The organism is Streptomyces sp. NPDC054883 (genome assembly GCF_053610645.1).
On record NZ_JBSGYT010000061.1, the window covers coordinates 1 to 15545 of the forward strand.

The following is a 15545-nucleotide window of genomic DNA, read 5'->3' on the forward strand; positions in this document are numbered from 1 at the left end:
TTCGGCCGTCTCGACGACGACGATTACCCCGCCTACACGATGGGCCGGGCCGCCGAGATGCTCGGCACCACCCAGGGCTTCCTCCGCGCCATCGGCGAAGCCCGCCTCATCACCCCGCTCCGTTCCCCGGGCGGACACCGCCGCTACTCCCGCTACCAGCTGCGCATCGCCGCTCGTGCCCGCGAACTCGTCGACCGCGGCACCCCCATCGAGGCCGCCTGCCGCATCGTCATCCTCGAAGACCAACTCCAGGAAGCCCAGCGCATCAACGCCCAGTACAGGCGCGCCGCCGAGTCGGCGAACCCAACGGCCGCGGCCTGAGGTGACCCAGACCTTCCACTCTGCCCACACGCCGTCGTCTTTCCGGGCGAGTGCCGGGTGACGTGGGGCGGCGCCGGATCGTTTCGGCTGACATGAAGGACACATTCCGCTTTCCCGGCCGGGCCTCCCACCGTTCGACGCGCAGCAGCACGCCCGGCTGCTTCCCGCCGTTCAACACCGCCTTCCCAGTGGGCGATCCGGCAGCGCTCGGCTCGACCCCGCGTCGGAGGCAGGCGTGACGCGGCGATCGTTCTACTGGTGTCGTACGTGTCTTCAGCCGCTGTACGCGGCCAGTTCGGCCGTGACGCCGGCCGGCCGGGACTGGGAGATCGACCACCAGCAGCCCGGCGACTGCGCCAGCAGGCACATGCTGCCCCTGACCGGTACGGCCGCCACCCCGGAGGACCTGCTCCACGCACCCCACGTCCTGCGCCTCTTCGGCCCCTGAGCCGTCGAACGCTTGGTCCACGCCCGTCACGGCAGTGCGCGCTCGGCATCCTGCGGAAGGTGTCGTTTCTGCGGTGCAACCCGGCGGCCGTGCGGGTGACCCGCGCGCCGAGGCTCTCCCGCCGGGGGCGTGGTGCGGCTGCAACCCGGGGCGTGATCAAGAACCTGATGTGCCGCGGTCTTCCCACGCTCTCCCTCGCCGCCCTGCCCCTGCTCACCACCGCCGGCGTCACCCACGAGCCGACCACCACCCCGCCGTGGCCGGCGTGTCCGTCTCGAGGCGGTGGAGACACCGCAGGTCGCGGCTGGGTGCAAGCTGACTGGCGGAACCTGGCGCAGCGCGTACGACGATGTGGTCGTCACCGACGCCGCCCGCCTGGACGTAGATCATTTTGTCCTGTTGGCAGAGGTGTTCGACTCTGAACAGAGTCCGTGGAGTGCGGCGCGGCGTGAGGCGTACGCCAACGACCAGAAGCGCCGGGACACTTTGATCGCGGTCTCCGCTGCGTCGAGCCGGTCGAAGGCGGACAAGGACCCGGCCGAGTGGCTGCCCTCGGACGGCTCGTACCACTGCACCTACGCGGCGACCTGGGTAGGAACGAAGCTCCGATGGGATCTCGCCGTGGACGAGGCCGAGCGGCAGGCCCTCCTGGGCCTGGCCGAGGACTGCCCCACCACCACAGTCGTCTACGAACCCGCCCCCTGACGGCGGCCGGGCGCCGACGAGCCGAGGTCCGCCGGCCCGGTCGCCGCGCCCCTTACCTGAAACGCCGGGGCATGACAGAAGGGCCCGGATCCTCCAGGATCCGGGCCCTTCCGGGTAGTAGCGGGGACAGGATTTGAACCTGCGACCTCTGGGTTATGAGCCCAGCGAGCTACCGAGCTGCTCCACCCCGCGTCGGTGAACCCCACCCTACGGCACCGCCAGATGGTTCCTGACCAGCTATGGCCTGCTCGGGTGGGCTGCTGTCCGGTGAAGGGGAGGCCCCTGCCGTCCCGGTCCCGGTCCGTCCGGCTTCGGCGCGGCCGGGTTTTGTGGTCGGCCACCAGCCGAGGCGCGGGGCCAACGGGTCGAGCGGGGCACCGTGGACGGTGCCGCATCTGTGTGGGCAGGGTGGCCGATGAGCGAGAACACCCCAGGCACACCGCTTTTGGGGCTCTGCTGGTGACGCTGGCCGAGGCGCCGGAAACGGCGGACAAGTTCGACTCGTGGGCCGGCGAAGGCACGAACGAACCGATCAGCGGTGCCGAGATCGCCGCACAGATCGACCCGGAACCCTTGACGGCCGTGGCCGAGAAGGCCCGTGTGAATGAGCCAGAGGCTGCGGCCCGCCTCGTGCAGGAGGTTGACCTCGGCGGCCGGCGCCGCCCCGGCCGGGCCGCTGCTGTGGCCCTCGGAGGAAGTCCAGTGGCACGCCGCCCGTGAGGCGGCTCCGGGTCCGAGAAGTCCCCGAGGTAACAGACCTGGAGCTGATCCCGGTCACGAGCGACTCGTCGTGTGGGCAGTCCGGCACGGCCGGGTCTCTGGCATCGGCAGGACTGCCGGTGCGCGCGCAGTCCTGCGGCGGCACCGTCCCTGTGCCCGGGTGCCTGGAACACGGCGGGTGTGTTGCGCCGGTGATGGAGCCCGGCTTCCGGCCCCGGGGGAAGGGCCAGCCTCCGCTGTGTCTGGAGGGTTGGACCGCCCCGCGGCGGTGACGTCGGGGCGTCCCGCACGTTGGTGAGGCATGGACGCAACGGGTTCGGACAGCGGCGGAGTGGACGGGGTTCCCGTGGTTGTGCAGCGGCCGGGGGGCCATCAGGGGTTGCGAGGTGTGTCAAGGGGGGCCGGTGCACCGGTGCGCGGAGCTGCTTTTCGGGCGATGGACAGGATCATCCCAGAGCGCTGGGCAGCTGCGGTGATGAGGGTGTTGGTGGTGCCCCTGGACAGGATGGTCCAAGTGCGCAGTGGGGGCCGGTTCAGTGTCTCCGGGCTGCTGGGGCTTCCGTCGCTGCTCCTGATCACGGTCGGTGCCCACTCCGGTCGCCCCGTTCCCACTCCTTTGTGCTACGTCGGCCACGCGGACGGCTTCGCGGTCGTGGCCTCGAACTTCGGCCAGGTACACCATCCGGCGTGGAGCAGTAATCTCCTGAAGAATCCGGCGGCCACGCTCTGTACGGGAGGCCGGCGCATGCCGGTTTCGGCTCGGCTCGTCACTGGCGTCGAACGAGATGAGATCTTGCAGGGCTTCCTTTGTATTTCGAGCCACTACCAGGCCTACTGTGACCGCTCCGGTCGGCACGTTCGGGTCTTCTCCCTGCAGCCTGCAGTCCCCGATGAGGGCGCGCTTCCCCGGTGAGAGACGAGTGACCGCAGTGGTCGCGTTGGCTCCCATCAATCGGCGTGGGCTGCGGGGTCTTGGGCCGCCCCCGCGGTCGCAGGCCATGACCTAAGGACTGCCCACCGCGGCGGTGTCTTTCGCGGGCCCCATGGCGTTGGTCAGGCGTGATCACGGGACGGGCAGACACGGATGAGACCGACGATGCTGTGGCAACCGGAGTCGCTCGGGAGGTTCCACGGGCGCCTGGGTACCGGCTGGGTCACCTGCCGCTGCTGAAGCACGGGTTGCTGCCCGCACTGGCCCGGCTGGGCGCCGGACCCCCGGTGGTGAGACTGCAGTTCGGCGCGGTGACCAAGTACGTGGTGAGTGAAGGGGGACTCGCACAGGAGATCCTCGTTGACAAGGGTCAGGCCTTCGGACGTAGCCGGGTAATCCGAGGGTTCCGCCCTGTAACGGGGAATGGGCTGCTTGCCCTGGAGGGGCCGGAGCACCGCGAGCACCGCCGGACTCTCGCGCCCGCCTTCGGCCGCGCTCCGCTTGCCCGCATCACACCGCTGATCTGCGAGGTCGCCTGCGAGCGAGCCGGGCGTATGCCATCTGGCACGGCCCTCAACGTGGATCACGAGATGCTGCGGCTCAGCGCCGACATCACCGTTCGCTGCCTCTTGGGATCCCACGTGGACCAAGAGACGGTCTCCTGGCTGGCCGCCAAGGCGGCCCCGCTCTCGAGGGGGGTCCTGCTGCGCATGCTGGCACCCGCGTGGAGCCCTGGCCTGCCCACCCCGGAAAGCATCGCCCGCCGACGGGCGACACACCGCTTGCGGCAGGTGGTGGCGGCACTGCCTGCCCGCCACACACCCGCCGAGGGCGGCAACGACGTGCTGAGCCTGCTGGAAAGCGCCGTGTGCCCCGCCCAGGGGCAGGCCCGCCTCACGCCTACGGCAGTGGTCGACGAGTTGGTCACCTTGCTGGTCGCCAGCAGCGAAGCCACCGCTGTGACACTGGCGTGGGCCTGGCATGAACTCGCCCGCCACCAGGAAGCCGAACGAGCCGTGCAGACCGAGGCCGATGCCCTGTTCAACAGCGGACGGCCCCTGCCGGAAAAGGTCCTGGAGCACTTGCCCCTGACCACCAGGGCCGTCATGGAGGTCCTGCGCCTCTACCCCGTGCCCGTAATGCCCCGCAACGCGCTACGCGAAGTGACCGTCGGGGGTTTCCGGATTCCTCGCGGCGCCGAGGTCCTGCTCAACGTCCACGGCATCCACCGCAATCCGGACCACTATCCGCACCCGCACACCTTTGACCTCCACCGCTGGACGGCAGACACCACGCCCCTCGCCCTGACAAGCGCCTACATGCCCTTCAGTACAGGCGCGCACCGCTGCATCGGAGCTCCCTTCGCCACTCTGATCGCCCCCATCGCCCTGGCAGCAGTGGCCGCACGGTTCCAGCTGCGTCCATTCCTTCCTGAGCGCCCGGTGCGCCCTGTCGCAGGAGTGGTCACCCGGCCCGACCGGCTCGTCATGACGGCGACGGCCCGCATCCCCTGGGCGGGCGGCATCTGACCCACGGCTACGACCTGACGCCGCTGTGACTCCTTCCCGGAGGCGCCCGCGCTTTGGCTCACCGCGGGCAAAGCGCCGGCCCGTCGGCTAGCGGGGCAGGTCGAGCGACCGGCTGCGCCGTCGCATGACCAGCCGATACAAAGTGACCTCTCCCCGCAGGAAGAGGAACTCGCACGTTTTGAGGTAGAGGCGGTAGCGCTGGTAGGTGTCCGCGCCCACCACTTGCGCCACCTTCTCGTGCTGGGCACGCAGCCGTGTCGACCAGGCACGCAGCGTACGGATGTAGTCTTCGGGTGCGCTTTCGACAGCAGTCAGGGAGAAGCCGGCGTCACAGGCGGCAGCAATTTCCGCCAGGCGTGGCAGCGCCGATGCGGGAAAGACATCGCTGGCGAAGAAGGCGCCGACCGGCCCGCCGGCGTCGACGCCCGCGTCGAAGGCGATCGTCTGGAGGCAGAGTCTGCCGCCGGGCACCAGCCAGCTGTGGCATGCGGTGAAGAAGTCCGTGTACGCCTGGATGCGCTCAGCGCTGGTCAGGCCGGGGCCGGCGAAAGCTTCGAACGCCTCGATGGAGACGATGGCGTCGTAGGGCGCTTCCGGGACGTGGGAGCGCCAGTCTTCGAGCCGTGCCTGCACTCCGGGCAAGTTCAGACTGCCGACGTGCGCCAGCTGGCCGCGGCTGAGAGTCAGCCCGGTCGCCTCCCCGGCGCGCCCTTCCTCGGTAGCCAGGGCGAGAAGGCCGCCCCATCCGCAGCCGACGTCCAACAACCGGCCTCCGGGCGGGAGCCCCGCCTGGTCGAGATGATGGCGGAGTTTGGTGCGCTGCGCCTGGGCGAGCGCGTGGTCGGGGGCCAGGTCGGTGCCGATGCCGTCCCACAGGGCCGAGGAGTAGGTCAGGGTCTCATCGAGCCACAGGGCATAGAAATCGTTGCCGACGTCGTAGTGGAACTCGATGTCCGCAGCGCTGGCGCCCGTCGTTGTGGTCACGCTCTACCTGCTCCCGGTGCGGTTGATGGCGCCACGATGAAGCTTGACATCGCGGGATGAAGAACCGTTGCCCAGTACGCGGCGAGTGCGCGATCAACCGGCCGAACCCTCATGCGACGCCGACGCGGACATCTGCCTCGTACGGACCATGGGGTGGCAACGGTGTCACCGGGTCTCAGAGCGATCAAATCGGTGATCACCCGAATGGCGGACACGGTCGCTGGCAGCCCGTCCTGGGTGCGCACGCTGCGGGCCCTGGGTCCGGCGCAAGCGGATCCAGAGCGAAGGCGGGACGCCGCGGATCAGTGACTTTCCGGCCCGTACTCGGTTGTCACATCGGAAAAGAGATCCGACAGTGCAGGGGAACAGCCGTGACGGTGAACGTAGTGCAGGACTTTGACGAGGCTGCCCTCGCCGATCTGGTGCACGAGTACTTCGACGTGCCGCGTGACCGGCTCCACGCGGCCGCGACACTCGACGAACTCGGCCTCGACTCGTTGGCGCTCATGGAACTGATGGTGGTCCTCGAGGACCGTAGCGGTATCGAGCTCCTGGACCAGCTGCAGGACCTTTCCCTCGCCAGCACCTTGCGCGATGCGGCTCAGGTGATCAAGACCGCAGCCGTCGGCCGAAGCGCCGCGCCCGCGGAGCGGAACCTGCCCGCGCCGCGCGACGGCGACTGAGCAGCCGCCACGCGCATCACGGCACCAGCCGGAACAGGAAAGGGGCATCGCTCCACCGCCATGAATGACCGTCACATCACCGCGCTGCCGGTGCACCATCACGCCGACCTGCTGCGCGAGCTCGAACCGGCCGTCGCCCGCCACCTCGACAGGCACCTCGGCGCGGCGATGGACTGGTTCCCCCACCAGTACGTGCCCTGGAGCACAGCCCGCGACTTCGACGGCCCGCTCGACGGCGAACCCTGGCACCCCGTCCATTCGCCGCTGACGCCGGCCGTCCGGGACGCCCTGCTGGTCAACCTCCTCACCGAGGACAACCTGCCCAGCTACCACTACGAGATCGCCTCCTGCTTCGGCCGCGACACCGCTTGGGGGACCTGGGTACACCGCTGGACCGCCGAAGAGGGCCGGCATGCCGAAGCATTACGCGGCTACCTCCACGCGGTACGCGGCGTGGACCCCGTCGAGCTGGAGCAGGCCCGCATGGCCCACGTCAGCACCGGCTACCGCAGCACCCAGCCCTCCCTCGCGCACGGCCTGGCCTACGTCACCATCCAGGAGCTCGCCACCCGCGAGGCGCACCGCAACGCCGGCCAGGCATGCGGGGAGCCCAACGGCGCCCGGCTGATGAGCCGCATCGCCGCGGACGAAAACCTGCACATGGTCTTCTACCGGGCGCTGTGCGCCGACCTTCTCGAACTGATCCCTGACGAGTTCACCGCCGCATTCGCAGATGTCGTCTGCGACTTCCGCATGCCCGGCCATGGCATCCCCGGATTCGAGGCCAGAGCCGCCCGCATCGCAGCAGCAGGCATCTACGACATCACCATCCACCACCAGCACGTACTGTTGCCCCTGCTGCGCACGCTGCGTGTCATGGAGCGCACAGACCTGGGCCCACGCGGCGAACAGGCACGGGACCGTATCGGCCGGCACCTGGACGTCTTGGCCGACAAGACACGGCGGCTCGAAGATTTGCGCGGCCGCATGCGCCGGCGACAACAACGCACCACCCAGGACAGCGGGCTCGCACAGAGCACCAGCGGGGAGAGCGACAGCCGAGAGGGAGTACGCCGGTGACCGCGCGCGGGGAAGTGGCCGTTACGGGTCTGGGCCTGGTCACTCCGGCCGGCCATGACGCAGAGAGCGTCTGGAAGACCATGGCAGCCGGCCGGTCCCTGGCCCGCAAGGATCCCGACCTCGCGGACCTGCCGGTGGATATCGCGTGCAGCGTCCCGGACTTCGACCCCGTATCCGAGCTCGGTATCCGCCTCGCAGGCCGCCTCGACCGGTTCGCGCACCTGGCCCTGACCGCCGCCCGCCGCGCCCTGACCGACGCGCACCTGGACATGACCAGCCTCCGACCCGACCGGGTGGCTGTCGTCCTCGGAGTCGGTGCGAACAGCCTGCAGACCTACGTCAAGGAGTTCACGCGCCTCGGCGAGGGCCGGGCGACGAGCGTCTCGCCTCTGGGACTGCCGCGCAGCGTGCCGAACATGGTGGCCGGTGAGATCGCCATCGACACCGGCGCACGAGGCCCCAACTTCACCGTCTCCAGCGCCTGCGCCTCGGGTACCACCGCGATCGGCGTGGCCCGCGACCTGCTACTCAGCGGCGCCTGCGACGTCGTCTTGACCGGCGGCAGCGAATCGGCCCGCTCACGGATGTCCGCCGCCAGCTTCGCCCAGATGCGGGCCCTGTCCACCCGCACCGCGCATCCCGAACTCGCCTGCCGCCCCTTCGACACCGACCGTGACGGCTTCGTCCTCGGCGAGGGCGCCGCCGTCCTCGTCCTCGAACATCCCGACCACGCACGCGCCCGCGGCGCGATCGCCCGGGCCCGGCTGCGCGGCTACGGAGCCTCCGCCGACGCCCACCACCCCACAGCCCCCCACCCCCAGGGGGCGGGAGCCGAGCAGGCGATCCGGCAGGCGCTCGTCGATGCGGGCTGCGCGCCCGGGGACGTCGGACACATCAACGCCCACGGCACTGCCACCCGCGCCGGTGATACGGCCGAAGCTCTGGCCCTGCTCCGCGCCTTCAACGGTGCCCCGCCCCCGGTGACGGCGTCCAAGAGCGTCATCGGGCATGCCCTGGGCGCCGCCGGTGCGATCGAGGCGGCACTGACGGTCCTGGCCCTGGAACGCCAGGAGGTCCCGCCGACGGCCAACCTCGCTCATCAGGACACCGGACGGGAGATGGACATCGTCACCGCGCACCCCCGACCGGTAGCCATGGACCTGGCCCTGTCCACGTCCTGCGGATTCGGTGGGCAGAACGCGGCACTCGTCTTCGCCGCCCACTGAACACGGGCCGGGAGCAGGTACGGAGCCGCCGAAGCATGCGATCCGCCGGAACGGGCCGGGCGCCACAGCCGCGCTGGGCGGAGCCGCCCTGCCACCCTTACGGCACCGGCCCGCCGGGGGCGGGCCGGTGCCACGGCCCGTCGGGGTCGTCGTAGGCGCCGATGTAGTCGTGGGCTGCGATGGGCATGCCCTCGAAGAACTCCTCCGGTACAGCGAACGCCCCCACCAGCACCTCGGCCCGCGGAGCCAGCTCCGCCACCAACCGCTCCGCCATGACCGGCAGCTCGTCGACTTGCTCACCGGTCAGCAGGCCATGGCGCAGCAAGTCCCCACTGTGGCCGGCGACCGCGCGCAGCGCGAACAGCAGATGCACCGAAGCCAGCAGCTCGCGACCCGCACCGCCGGGCATCTCCGCCACAGCGCCGCCCAGTGCCTGCGCGGCATGACGGTGGCCGTACAGATGCGCGGCCCGCAGCGCCGGGCCCATGGCGTGATTGCGCCGCGCAAGCGCCTCGACAGGAGCGCTGCGCCTGGCCTCGCGGGCACGGTCCAGCCAGATCCGCTCCGCCCCGGCGAGCAGCTCGTGCAGGAAGGCGGCATCGCTCAGGCTGCGCCCGTGAGGGCTGGGCGCCCGGTGGCCGGGGCGGTGACGAAGGAGGAGTTCGGCTGCGGCCTGCGCCATGATGGCCTGGTTGTCGCCCTCGGCGGTGATCGCACCCTCCACGGCCATGAGCTGGACGGCGATGCCGTTGTGGACCAGCAGGCCCTGCGCGCCGCAGCGTTCGCGGATCTGCGCGCCGACCTCGCGTCCCTGCCAGGTGATCCACGCCTTCGCCACGGACACGAACAGAGCGGCCTCGGACGCGTCGCCCGGGCCGCGTCGGCTCCAGCGTCGGGCGGCTTCCCGGTAGAGCAGGTTCATCGCGTAGACGGTGGCGATGGCCTCGACGAGCGGCCCGTGATGGCTGCGCAGGGCGATTACCGGCAGCGTGGAGGATTCGGTCAGCCCGGTGATGTGCCGGTGGTGGCCGTAGCGGATGGCCATTACCAGTCCTGCCCGGGTCGCGCCGACCGTGCCGGCGCTCAGGCAGATCCGGCCGGTCATGACCCGGTCGATGGATGCCTGGAAGCGGTGGCGCCGTTCGGGCATCTCGCTGACGAACACTCCGTCCCCGATGATCCGGCCGTGCCGGCCGCCCAACATCGCCTCCCGTGGTACCCGCACCGCGTCGAACGAGGTCAGGCAATGGTCATGCGGGCTGCCCAGCCGTGCCGGCAGCCGCCGTACCCTGACGCCCGGCAGCACACCCGGGCCATCGCTCAGCGGCACCAGAAAGAGGAAGACACCGTGGTCCGCGCCGTCCACGATCAGCCGGGCCCCGACCAGGCCGGTCTTCGGTCCCCCGGCGGGGCTGGTGTTGGAGATGAACTTCTGTGCCCCCGCGTTCGGGGTGTGGAGCGTGAAGGTGTCGGTCGTCCGGTCGTAGACGGCGGTCGTCTCCAAAGCGGCGGCGTCGTTGCCGTGCGCTACCTCCGTCAGAAGGAAGGTGCCCAGTCGGCGCATCGAGGTGTAGGGGGCCAGGTCCCGGCGTTCCTCGGCGTTGTGCGCGGTCAGGCTTCCCAGGAAGAGGTTGTAGTGGATGGTGGCCAGGGCCGTCAGGGTGGGGTCGACGAAGCACAACCACTCGTGCAGGCACGCCAGCCGCAGCGGGTCACCCGCCAGCTCCAGCGGTTCGCCGATTGCGTTCCCAAGAAGCCGCAGCCGCTCGTACACCCATTCCAGATGCTCCTGGTCTGACTGGCCTGCGGGCCGGCGGAACGCCGGGGTCGACAGCAGCCGACGCCATGGCTCGTGCAGTAGCTCTTCCTCGGCCTGTTCACCGAACAGCACGCACTTCAGCGCGTTTGCCTCGTCCGCAAGGGATGCCTTGACCGTCATCGCGCTCATGCCCGCCCAACGAAGGCACAGCCGCACCGGACACGCAGCCCGGGCAGGAGACGACGGCCTGCATTGTCGCGCTGGAAACGCCGCGCACTCACCAGAACCGGGGGTGCCGGCCGTGCGGGCGGGGCTGGGGGAAGACCCGCAGCCCCACCGGTGTCCATGAGGGAGGCGGTCAGGACTTGGGGAGCCGGGCGAAGGGATTGGTGATCTCTGCCTGCCCGGTGAACAAGAACAGCGGTGCGCCTTCGGCTGTCGGACTGGCGCCGAAGGCCTTGGCGAAGGCCTTCTTCGCGGCGTCGGTGAGCGTGAGCGGGTTGTCCTTCATACTCACCGTGGTGGGGGTGAACGAGACCCTGCTCATGGAGACCGGCCAATGGGCGATGTCGAAGTTGGCGGCCGTCTCGCCATCCACGGCGACATCGGCAGTGTTGTAGCCCTCACCGAGGCGGACATGACCGCTCATCTTGGTGATATCGAGACGGTGCCCGGCACCCTTGAAGCGCATCCCTCCTTCGAGGGGCACTTCACCGCCGGTGAGGTCGGGAGCCAGCGTGCCCGTGCCCGGCATGGTCACGCAGGTGCCACGGGCCGTAGCCGGAGCGATCGCCTCGAGGGTCACCTCCTGAGTTGCCAAACTACGGGCTGTTTCCGGAGAGAGGCAGAAAGTGCCCGCCCCGCGCAGGTTGAGATCGGCGGCGATGGCACCGGCCTGGACAGCCCCAACGCCGAGGACGACCGCCGCAGCCGAAAGGACCACAAGACGCTTCTTGGAAAGTACAGATTTCACGTCTCCCGTAACGACAGACCAGCCGAAACGGAATGCTCAGCCGCTGATGATCACTCCGATGCCACCCTCCCGTCAGCCGGCGGCACCACACAGCGGGCACAGGCCCGCGTGCGACCGTCGAGCGAGCCGACCCCACGCAGCCGGGCTGCTCCCGTTCCCACGCGTGATGCATGCGGCAGTGGTAGCAGCGCCCCAACCTCGCGGAAATTGCTCAACCGTTCGCCATGCACCTCAAGAGTGAACGGGTACCGGTCAAGGCGCCCGGCCTCGCTACGTTGGCACCGTGTCTACCCCCACACGCGCACGCCTGCTCGCCACAGCAGTTCATCTGCCGTCCGAATACCGGACCACGGACCAGACCCGCGCCCGGATCGCCGCCACCGGCAGCCCCGTGGTCCCCCCACGCGGCCTGCTCGAGCGATTCACCGGCGTACGCGGCGTGCACGTCAGAGCCGAAGGACAGCAGGCATCCGACCTCGCCGCCGAAGCCGCGGCCAAAGCCCTCGCCACCGCCGGAACAGACATCCGGGAGGTAGACCTGCTGCTGTTCGCCTCCTCGTGCCAGGACCTCCTCGAGCCCGCCACCGCGCATATCGTCGCCACCAAACTCGGCGCCTCCTGCCCCGTCTTCGACGTGAAGAACGCCTGCAACAGCGTCCTCAACGCCCTCCAGGTGGCCCGCGCCCTCATCGAATCGGGTCAGCACCGCACGATCCTCATCACCTGCGGCGAGACCCCCACCCTGGGCACCCGCTGGCACCTGCCCGACGTGCGCACACTGCACAGCGCCGCTGTCGGCTACACCGTCAGCGACGCCGGCGCCGCCATGCTCCTCACCGCCGGCCCCGCCGGCGAGCGAGACCCGGGCATCCTCACCACCCGCTTCAGCGCCGAGTCTGCTGCCTGGCAGGTCTGCACCGTCCGGGCAGGCGGCTCGATGAACTGGCGGCCCGACGACGACGAGACCACCTACGTGCAGATGCAGGGCGACATGGCGGCGGCCGGGCGACAGCACGCCACACGCGCTCTGACCGGCTACCAGGCCGAACTCGAACTGGTCAGGTCCAGCGCGTTCATCGCCGTCCACCAGATCTCGGTAACCCAGTTCCACGAGACGATCACCGCCCTCGCCCTGCCGGCGGAGCGGTGCATGCTCACGGTCGCCGACCACGGCAACGCCGCCTCAGCGTCCCTGCCCCTTCAGCTGGCCCTGGCCCAGCAGACCGGCCGCGCGGGACCCGGGGACCTGGTCACCCTGATCGGCTTCGCCAGCGGTTTCAGCGCCGGCATCACGATCATCCGCCTCTGACCCAGGCGCAGGCCAAGGCGCGGATGCGGATACCGACGGAAACAAGGAGACGCCGATGACTTCCAGCGTGCTGGTCACCGGTGCCGGAAACGGTATCGGCCAGGCCACAGCCCTTCGGCTGGCCCGGGCCGGATACGACGTGTTCGCCACCGCCCGCACGCCGGACGAAGCCGACGGGCTTTCTATGCGGGCCAGCGCAGAAGGTCTCGATCTGCGGGCAGCAGCGCTGGACGTATCCGACCCGCACGCCTGCAAGGCGGCGTTCGAGGACATCGCCGACCGCACGGACGGCGGCCCGGAGGCAGTGGTCAACGCGGAGGGATACGCGGTGGCACGGGCCGTGGAGGACGTAACCGAGGAAGCGGCGTACCGCCTCATGGAGATCAACGCCTTCGCCGCAGTACGCATCGCCCGGCTGGCACTACCCCAGATGCGCCGGCGCGGCAGGGGCCGGATCGTGAATCTCTCCTCCGCTGCCGGGCGCTCAGTGCTGCCGCTGGGCGGATGGTACGGCGCCAGCAGGGCGGCATCCGCCGCCCTGACACATGCACTACGAATGGAACTGGCCGGCTCCGGGGTACAGGTCGTACTGATCGAGCACGGCTTCCACGCGACGGGCCTGCTGGACGACGCGATCCTCTCCCTCACACCACCAAGCGGCGTCTCGACGCGCTTCACCGACTGCTACCGAAGCGCTGCCGCGGCGCTGAACGCTTCGAAACGGTTCGGCGGCCCGGAACCGGCCGCCGCCGTCGTGCACCGGGCCCTGACCGCCCGTCGGCCCAGAGCCCGCTACACCGTAGGGAGGGACGCCCGGATCGCCGCGCCCCTGATTGCCGCCCTCCCGTACGCGATCAGCGACCCGGCCAAACGTCTCGTACTGGGCCTGTCGGGGCCGCGGACCGCATCACGATGGTTGAGCACGCTGGGCGGGATACCTCAGTGTCCGAAGGGAAAATCCCGTCCATAACGTCGGGTCGCTCAAGAAGGTCGTTGGGGCCGGGGCGGCCGGGGATCGCAGCGCCGCAGCCGACGAGGCGTCCGCCCCGGGCGGGCGGCGGGTAGACGATCACGCGCTGAGCGGGGCCTATGCCTCCATCCTGCCGTTTATGGGTCACTCGTGCATGCCGCGACTGCGGCCGCCCCGAAATCTGAGGCCGAGGTCACCATCAGGGCGCTGCAAGCACAGCAGTGATCTTTGCCGTGACGGGTTGCTCCGGTGGGTCGTTGGCACGGCGATCGTTCTTTGATGAGGGAGCCAGGCATGTCCATCACGCGCGATGGGGCGGCAGTTGTGGCTGCGGCTGGGTGGCGTGACAGGAGGCGCTACCTATGGCCTGTGGCCCTTGTCGCGCCGACGCTGCCCCTTCAATGTCACGCGCTGGCGTCCGTGACCGGCATGTCCGTCTTCTGGTGGTGGGGGGTTGTCGCTGTCGTGCTGGTGGTTCCCCTGCTGGACCGTTGCCTGGGATCGGACACAGAAAGCCCCCAGGAGGGAGCCGACCGCCAGCTGGACGGCGACCGGTACTACCGGTGGTGTGTCTACCTCTACATCCCGCTTCAGTACGGAAGCCTGTTCTGGGCCTGTGACCAGTGGTCGAATGAGAACCTGGGCTGGGTGAACGGGACCGGCCTGGCCCTGGCGACCGGAATCGTTGCCGGGGTGGCCATCACCGCTGCGCATGAACTCGGGCACCGGAAGGACCGTCTGGAACGGCTGCTGGCTGCCGTGGGGCTGGCCCAGTCCTGGTACGGCCACTACTCCGTCTCGCACAACCTGGGGCATCACAGGCACGTGGCGACTCCGTCGGACCCCTCAAGCGCCAGGATGGGCGAAAGCCTGTGGGCGTTCCTGGCGCGTGCGGTGAGCGGAACGATTCTGAGTGCCTGGGGCCTGGAATGCCGACGCCTGCGGCGTCGCGGCCGTCCGGTGTGGGCGCCGGGCAATCGACTGCTGGTTTCCTGGACCGGGTCAGCTGCCCTCTTCGCCGTCCTGGTATGGGTGTTCGGGGTGAATGTCCTTCCGTACCTGATTCTTCAGGCACTCGTCGGCGTCAGCGTTCTCGAAGGCGGAAACTACGTACAGCATTACGGTCTATTGCGCGCGGAGCGGAGTCCCGGCCGGTACGAGGGCGTGTCCCACCGCCACAGTTGGAACAGCAGTCGCTTGGCGAGCAGTGTCTTCCTCTACCAGTTGCAGCGGCATTCCGATCACCACGTGCGTCCGACAGCGCGGTACCAGGGACTACGCCATGTGGAGCAATCGCCACAGCTCCCCGCCGGATACGTCTCCATGATCGTGCTGGCATTCTGTCCGCCTTTGTGGCGGCACGTGATGGATCCGCGTGTGCTGGCGGAGGCAGGAGGTGACTTGAGTCGCGTGAACCGGGCGTGAGTCGCGCTGGCCGAGGCGTCGGAGACGGCGCACAAGTTCGACGCGTGGGCCGGCGAAGGCGTGCACGGATCCATCAGCGGTGATGAGGTCACCGCGCGGAATGACCCGCAGGCCCCGACAATCCTGGCCGAGGAGCCGGCGTGAGTCATCGGTGGTGCATCCTCCTGCGGACCAATGCGCCTCGCGGGCGTGTGTCCTCATGGCGGTAACGGGGCGGCTGCACGGTTCGAGAGCCCGGGTCGCAGCGGCGGGTTGCCGCCCGCAGCCGCAACGCTGCAGCCGTCACGGCCGGTTCGTGGGTTTCGACCTGTTGCAGCAAGATGGCGAGGAAATGCTGACCCTGCCCTGCGCCGAGCGCCGACGCCTGGAGGTCCTGTTCGCGGCCCGCACGCTGACCGCCCCATGAACGCTGTGCCCCATGACCACCGACCCGGCCAAGGCCAGAGAACGGCTGGAAGACTGGACGGACGTCTCCGGTGTCG

General features: G+C 69.6%; 15 protein-coding genes and 1 tRNA gene. 12 read left to right on the top strand and 4 right to left on the bottom strand.

What is annotated here, in order from left to right; all coding sequences use genetic code 11:
• The 3 genes from ACWGH1_RS31375 to ACWGH1_RS31385 all read left to right on the top strand — a co-directional run.
• Positions 1-321 (top strand): MerR family transcriptional regulator (locus tag ACWGH1_RS31375; protein WP_453357691.1); only part of this gene is annotated, 321 nt, incomplete at its 5' end.
• A gap of 301 nt (positions 322-622) precedes the next feature.
• Positions 623-769: a hypothetical protein gene (locus ACWGH1_RS31380; RefSeq protein ID WP_453409217.1), complete on the top strand. Its 147-nt coding sequence runs from the start codon at positions 623-625 to the stop codon at positions 767-769.
• A gap of 282 nt (positions 770-1051) precedes the next feature.
• Positions 1052-1474, top strand: coding sequence for a hypothetical protein (locus tag ACWGH1_RS31385; protein ID WP_453357689.1), 423 nt, complete (start codon positions 1052-1054; stop codon positions 1472-1474).
• A gap of 118 nt (positions 1475-1592) precedes the next feature.
• Here the strand turns inward: ACWGH1_RS31385 and ACWGH1_RS31390 are convergent.
• Positions 1593-1666 (bottom strand) — tRNA-Met (locus tag ACWGH1_RS31390).
• A gap of 267 nt (positions 1667-1933) precedes the next feature.
• Here ACWGH1_RS31390 and ACWGH1_RS31395 point away from each other — a divergent pair.
• The 3 genes from ACWGH1_RS31395 (at position 1934) to ACWGH1_RS31405 (ending at position 4654) form a co-directional block, all read left to right on the top strand.
• Entirely contained in the window at positions 1934-2194 is a 261-nt protein-coding gene (locus tag ACWGH1_RS31395; RefSeq protein ID WP_453355050.1) for a hypothetical protein, read from the top strand.
• Positions 2195-2699: 505 nt separating this feature from the next.
• On the top strand, positions 2700-3107 hold the full coding sequence (locus tag ACWGH1_RS31400) for a nitroreductase family deazaflavin-dependent oxidoreductase (RefSeq protein ID WP_453355055.1): 408 nt from the start codon (positions 2700-2702) through the stop codon (positions 3105-3107).
• A 188-nt stretch (positions 3108-3295) separates the two neighbouring features.
• The gene (locus tag ACWGH1_RS31405) at positions 3296-4654 is read left to right on the top strand and encodes a cytochrome P450 (RefSeq protein ID WP_453355056.1); all 1359 of its coding nucleotides are present in this window, start codon (positions 3296-3298) and stop codon (positions 4652-4654) included.
• 87 nt (positions 4655-4741) lie between these two features.
• On the opposite strand, the gene ACWGH1_RS31410 is transcribed toward ACWGH1_RS31405, so the two are convergent.
• Positions 4742-5638 (bottom strand): class I SAM-dependent methyltransferase, encoded by an 897-nt coding sequence (locus ACWGH1_RS31410; protein WP_453355051.1) that lies wholly within the window; start codon positions 5636-5638, stop codon positions 4742-4744.
• 371 nt (positions 5639-6009) lie between these two features.
• Here ACWGH1_RS31410 and ACWGH1_RS31415 point away from each other — a divergent pair, with 371 nt between their 5' ends.
• From ACWGH1_RS31415 to ACWGH1_RS31425, 3 genes are read left to right on the top strand one after another with little or no spacing between them, the layout of a single operon-like run.
• Positions 6010-6321 (top strand): acyl carrier protein, encoded by a 312-nt coding sequence (locus ACWGH1_RS31415; protein ID WP_453355052.1) that lies wholly within the window; start codon positions 6010-6012, stop codon positions 6319-6321.
• A 60-nt stretch (positions 6322-6381) separates the two neighbouring features.
• On the top strand, positions 6382-7401 hold the full coding sequence (locus tag ACWGH1_RS31420) for an acyl-ACP desaturase (protein WP_453355053.1): 1020 nt from the start codon (positions 6382-6384) through the stop codon (positions 7399-7401).
• Entirely contained in the window at positions 7398-8627 is a 1230-nt protein-coding gene (locus tag ACWGH1_RS31425; RefSeq protein WP_453355054.1) for a beta-ketoacyl-[acyl-carrier-protein] synthase family protein, read from the top strand. The genes ACWGH1_RS31420 and ACWGH1_RS31425 overlap by 4 nt, the downstream gene beginning before the upstream one ends.
• Before the next feature lie 97 nt (positions 8628-8724).
• Here ACWGH1_RS31425 and ACWGH1_RS31430 read toward each other — a convergent pair whose 3' ends face one another.
• Together ACWGH1_RS31430 and ACWGH1_RS31435 are read right to left on the bottom strand one after the other, a co-directional pair.
• The gene (locus tag ACWGH1_RS31430; RefSeq protein ID WP_453409218.1) at positions 8725-10575 is read right to left on the bottom strand and encodes an acyl-CoA dehydrogenase family protein; all 1851 of its coding nucleotides are present in this window, start codon (positions 10573-10575) and stop codon (positions 8725-8727) included.
• A gap of 169 nt (positions 10576-10744) precedes the next feature.
• Positions 10745-11359 (bottom strand): HtaA domain-containing protein, encoded by a 615-nt coding sequence (locus ACWGH1_RS31435; RefSeq protein ID WP_453352057.1) that lies wholly within the window; start codon positions 11357-11359, stop codon positions 10745-10747.
• Between the two features lie 283 nt (positions 11360-11642).
• On the opposite strand from ACWGH1_RS31435, the gene ACWGH1_RS31440 reads away from it, so the two are divergent.
• The 3 genes from ACWGH1_RS31440 (at position 11643) to ACWGH1_RS31450 (ending at position 15063) form a co-directional block, all read left to right on the top strand.
• Complete coding sequence (locus ACWGH1_RS31440; RefSeq protein WP_453352058.1) at positions 11643-12668, top strand: 3-oxoacyl-ACP synthase III family protein; 1026 nt, start codon at positions 11643-11645, stop codon at positions 12666-12668.
• 55 nt (positions 12669-12723) lie between these two features.
• Positions 12724-13638 (top strand): SDR family NAD(P)-dependent oxidoreductase, encoded by a 915-nt coding sequence (locus ACWGH1_RS31445; protein ID WP_453352059.1) that lies wholly within the window; start codon positions 12724-12726, stop codon positions 13636-13638.
• A 429-nt stretch (positions 13639-14067) separates the two neighbouring features.
• Positions 14068-15063, top strand: a complete 996-nt coding sequence (locus ACWGH1_RS31450; RefSeq protein WP_453352072.1) for an alkane 1-monooxygenase — start codon at positions 14068-14070, stop codon at positions 15061-15063.
• The last annotated feature ends 482 nt before the right edge of the window (positions 15064-15545 follow it).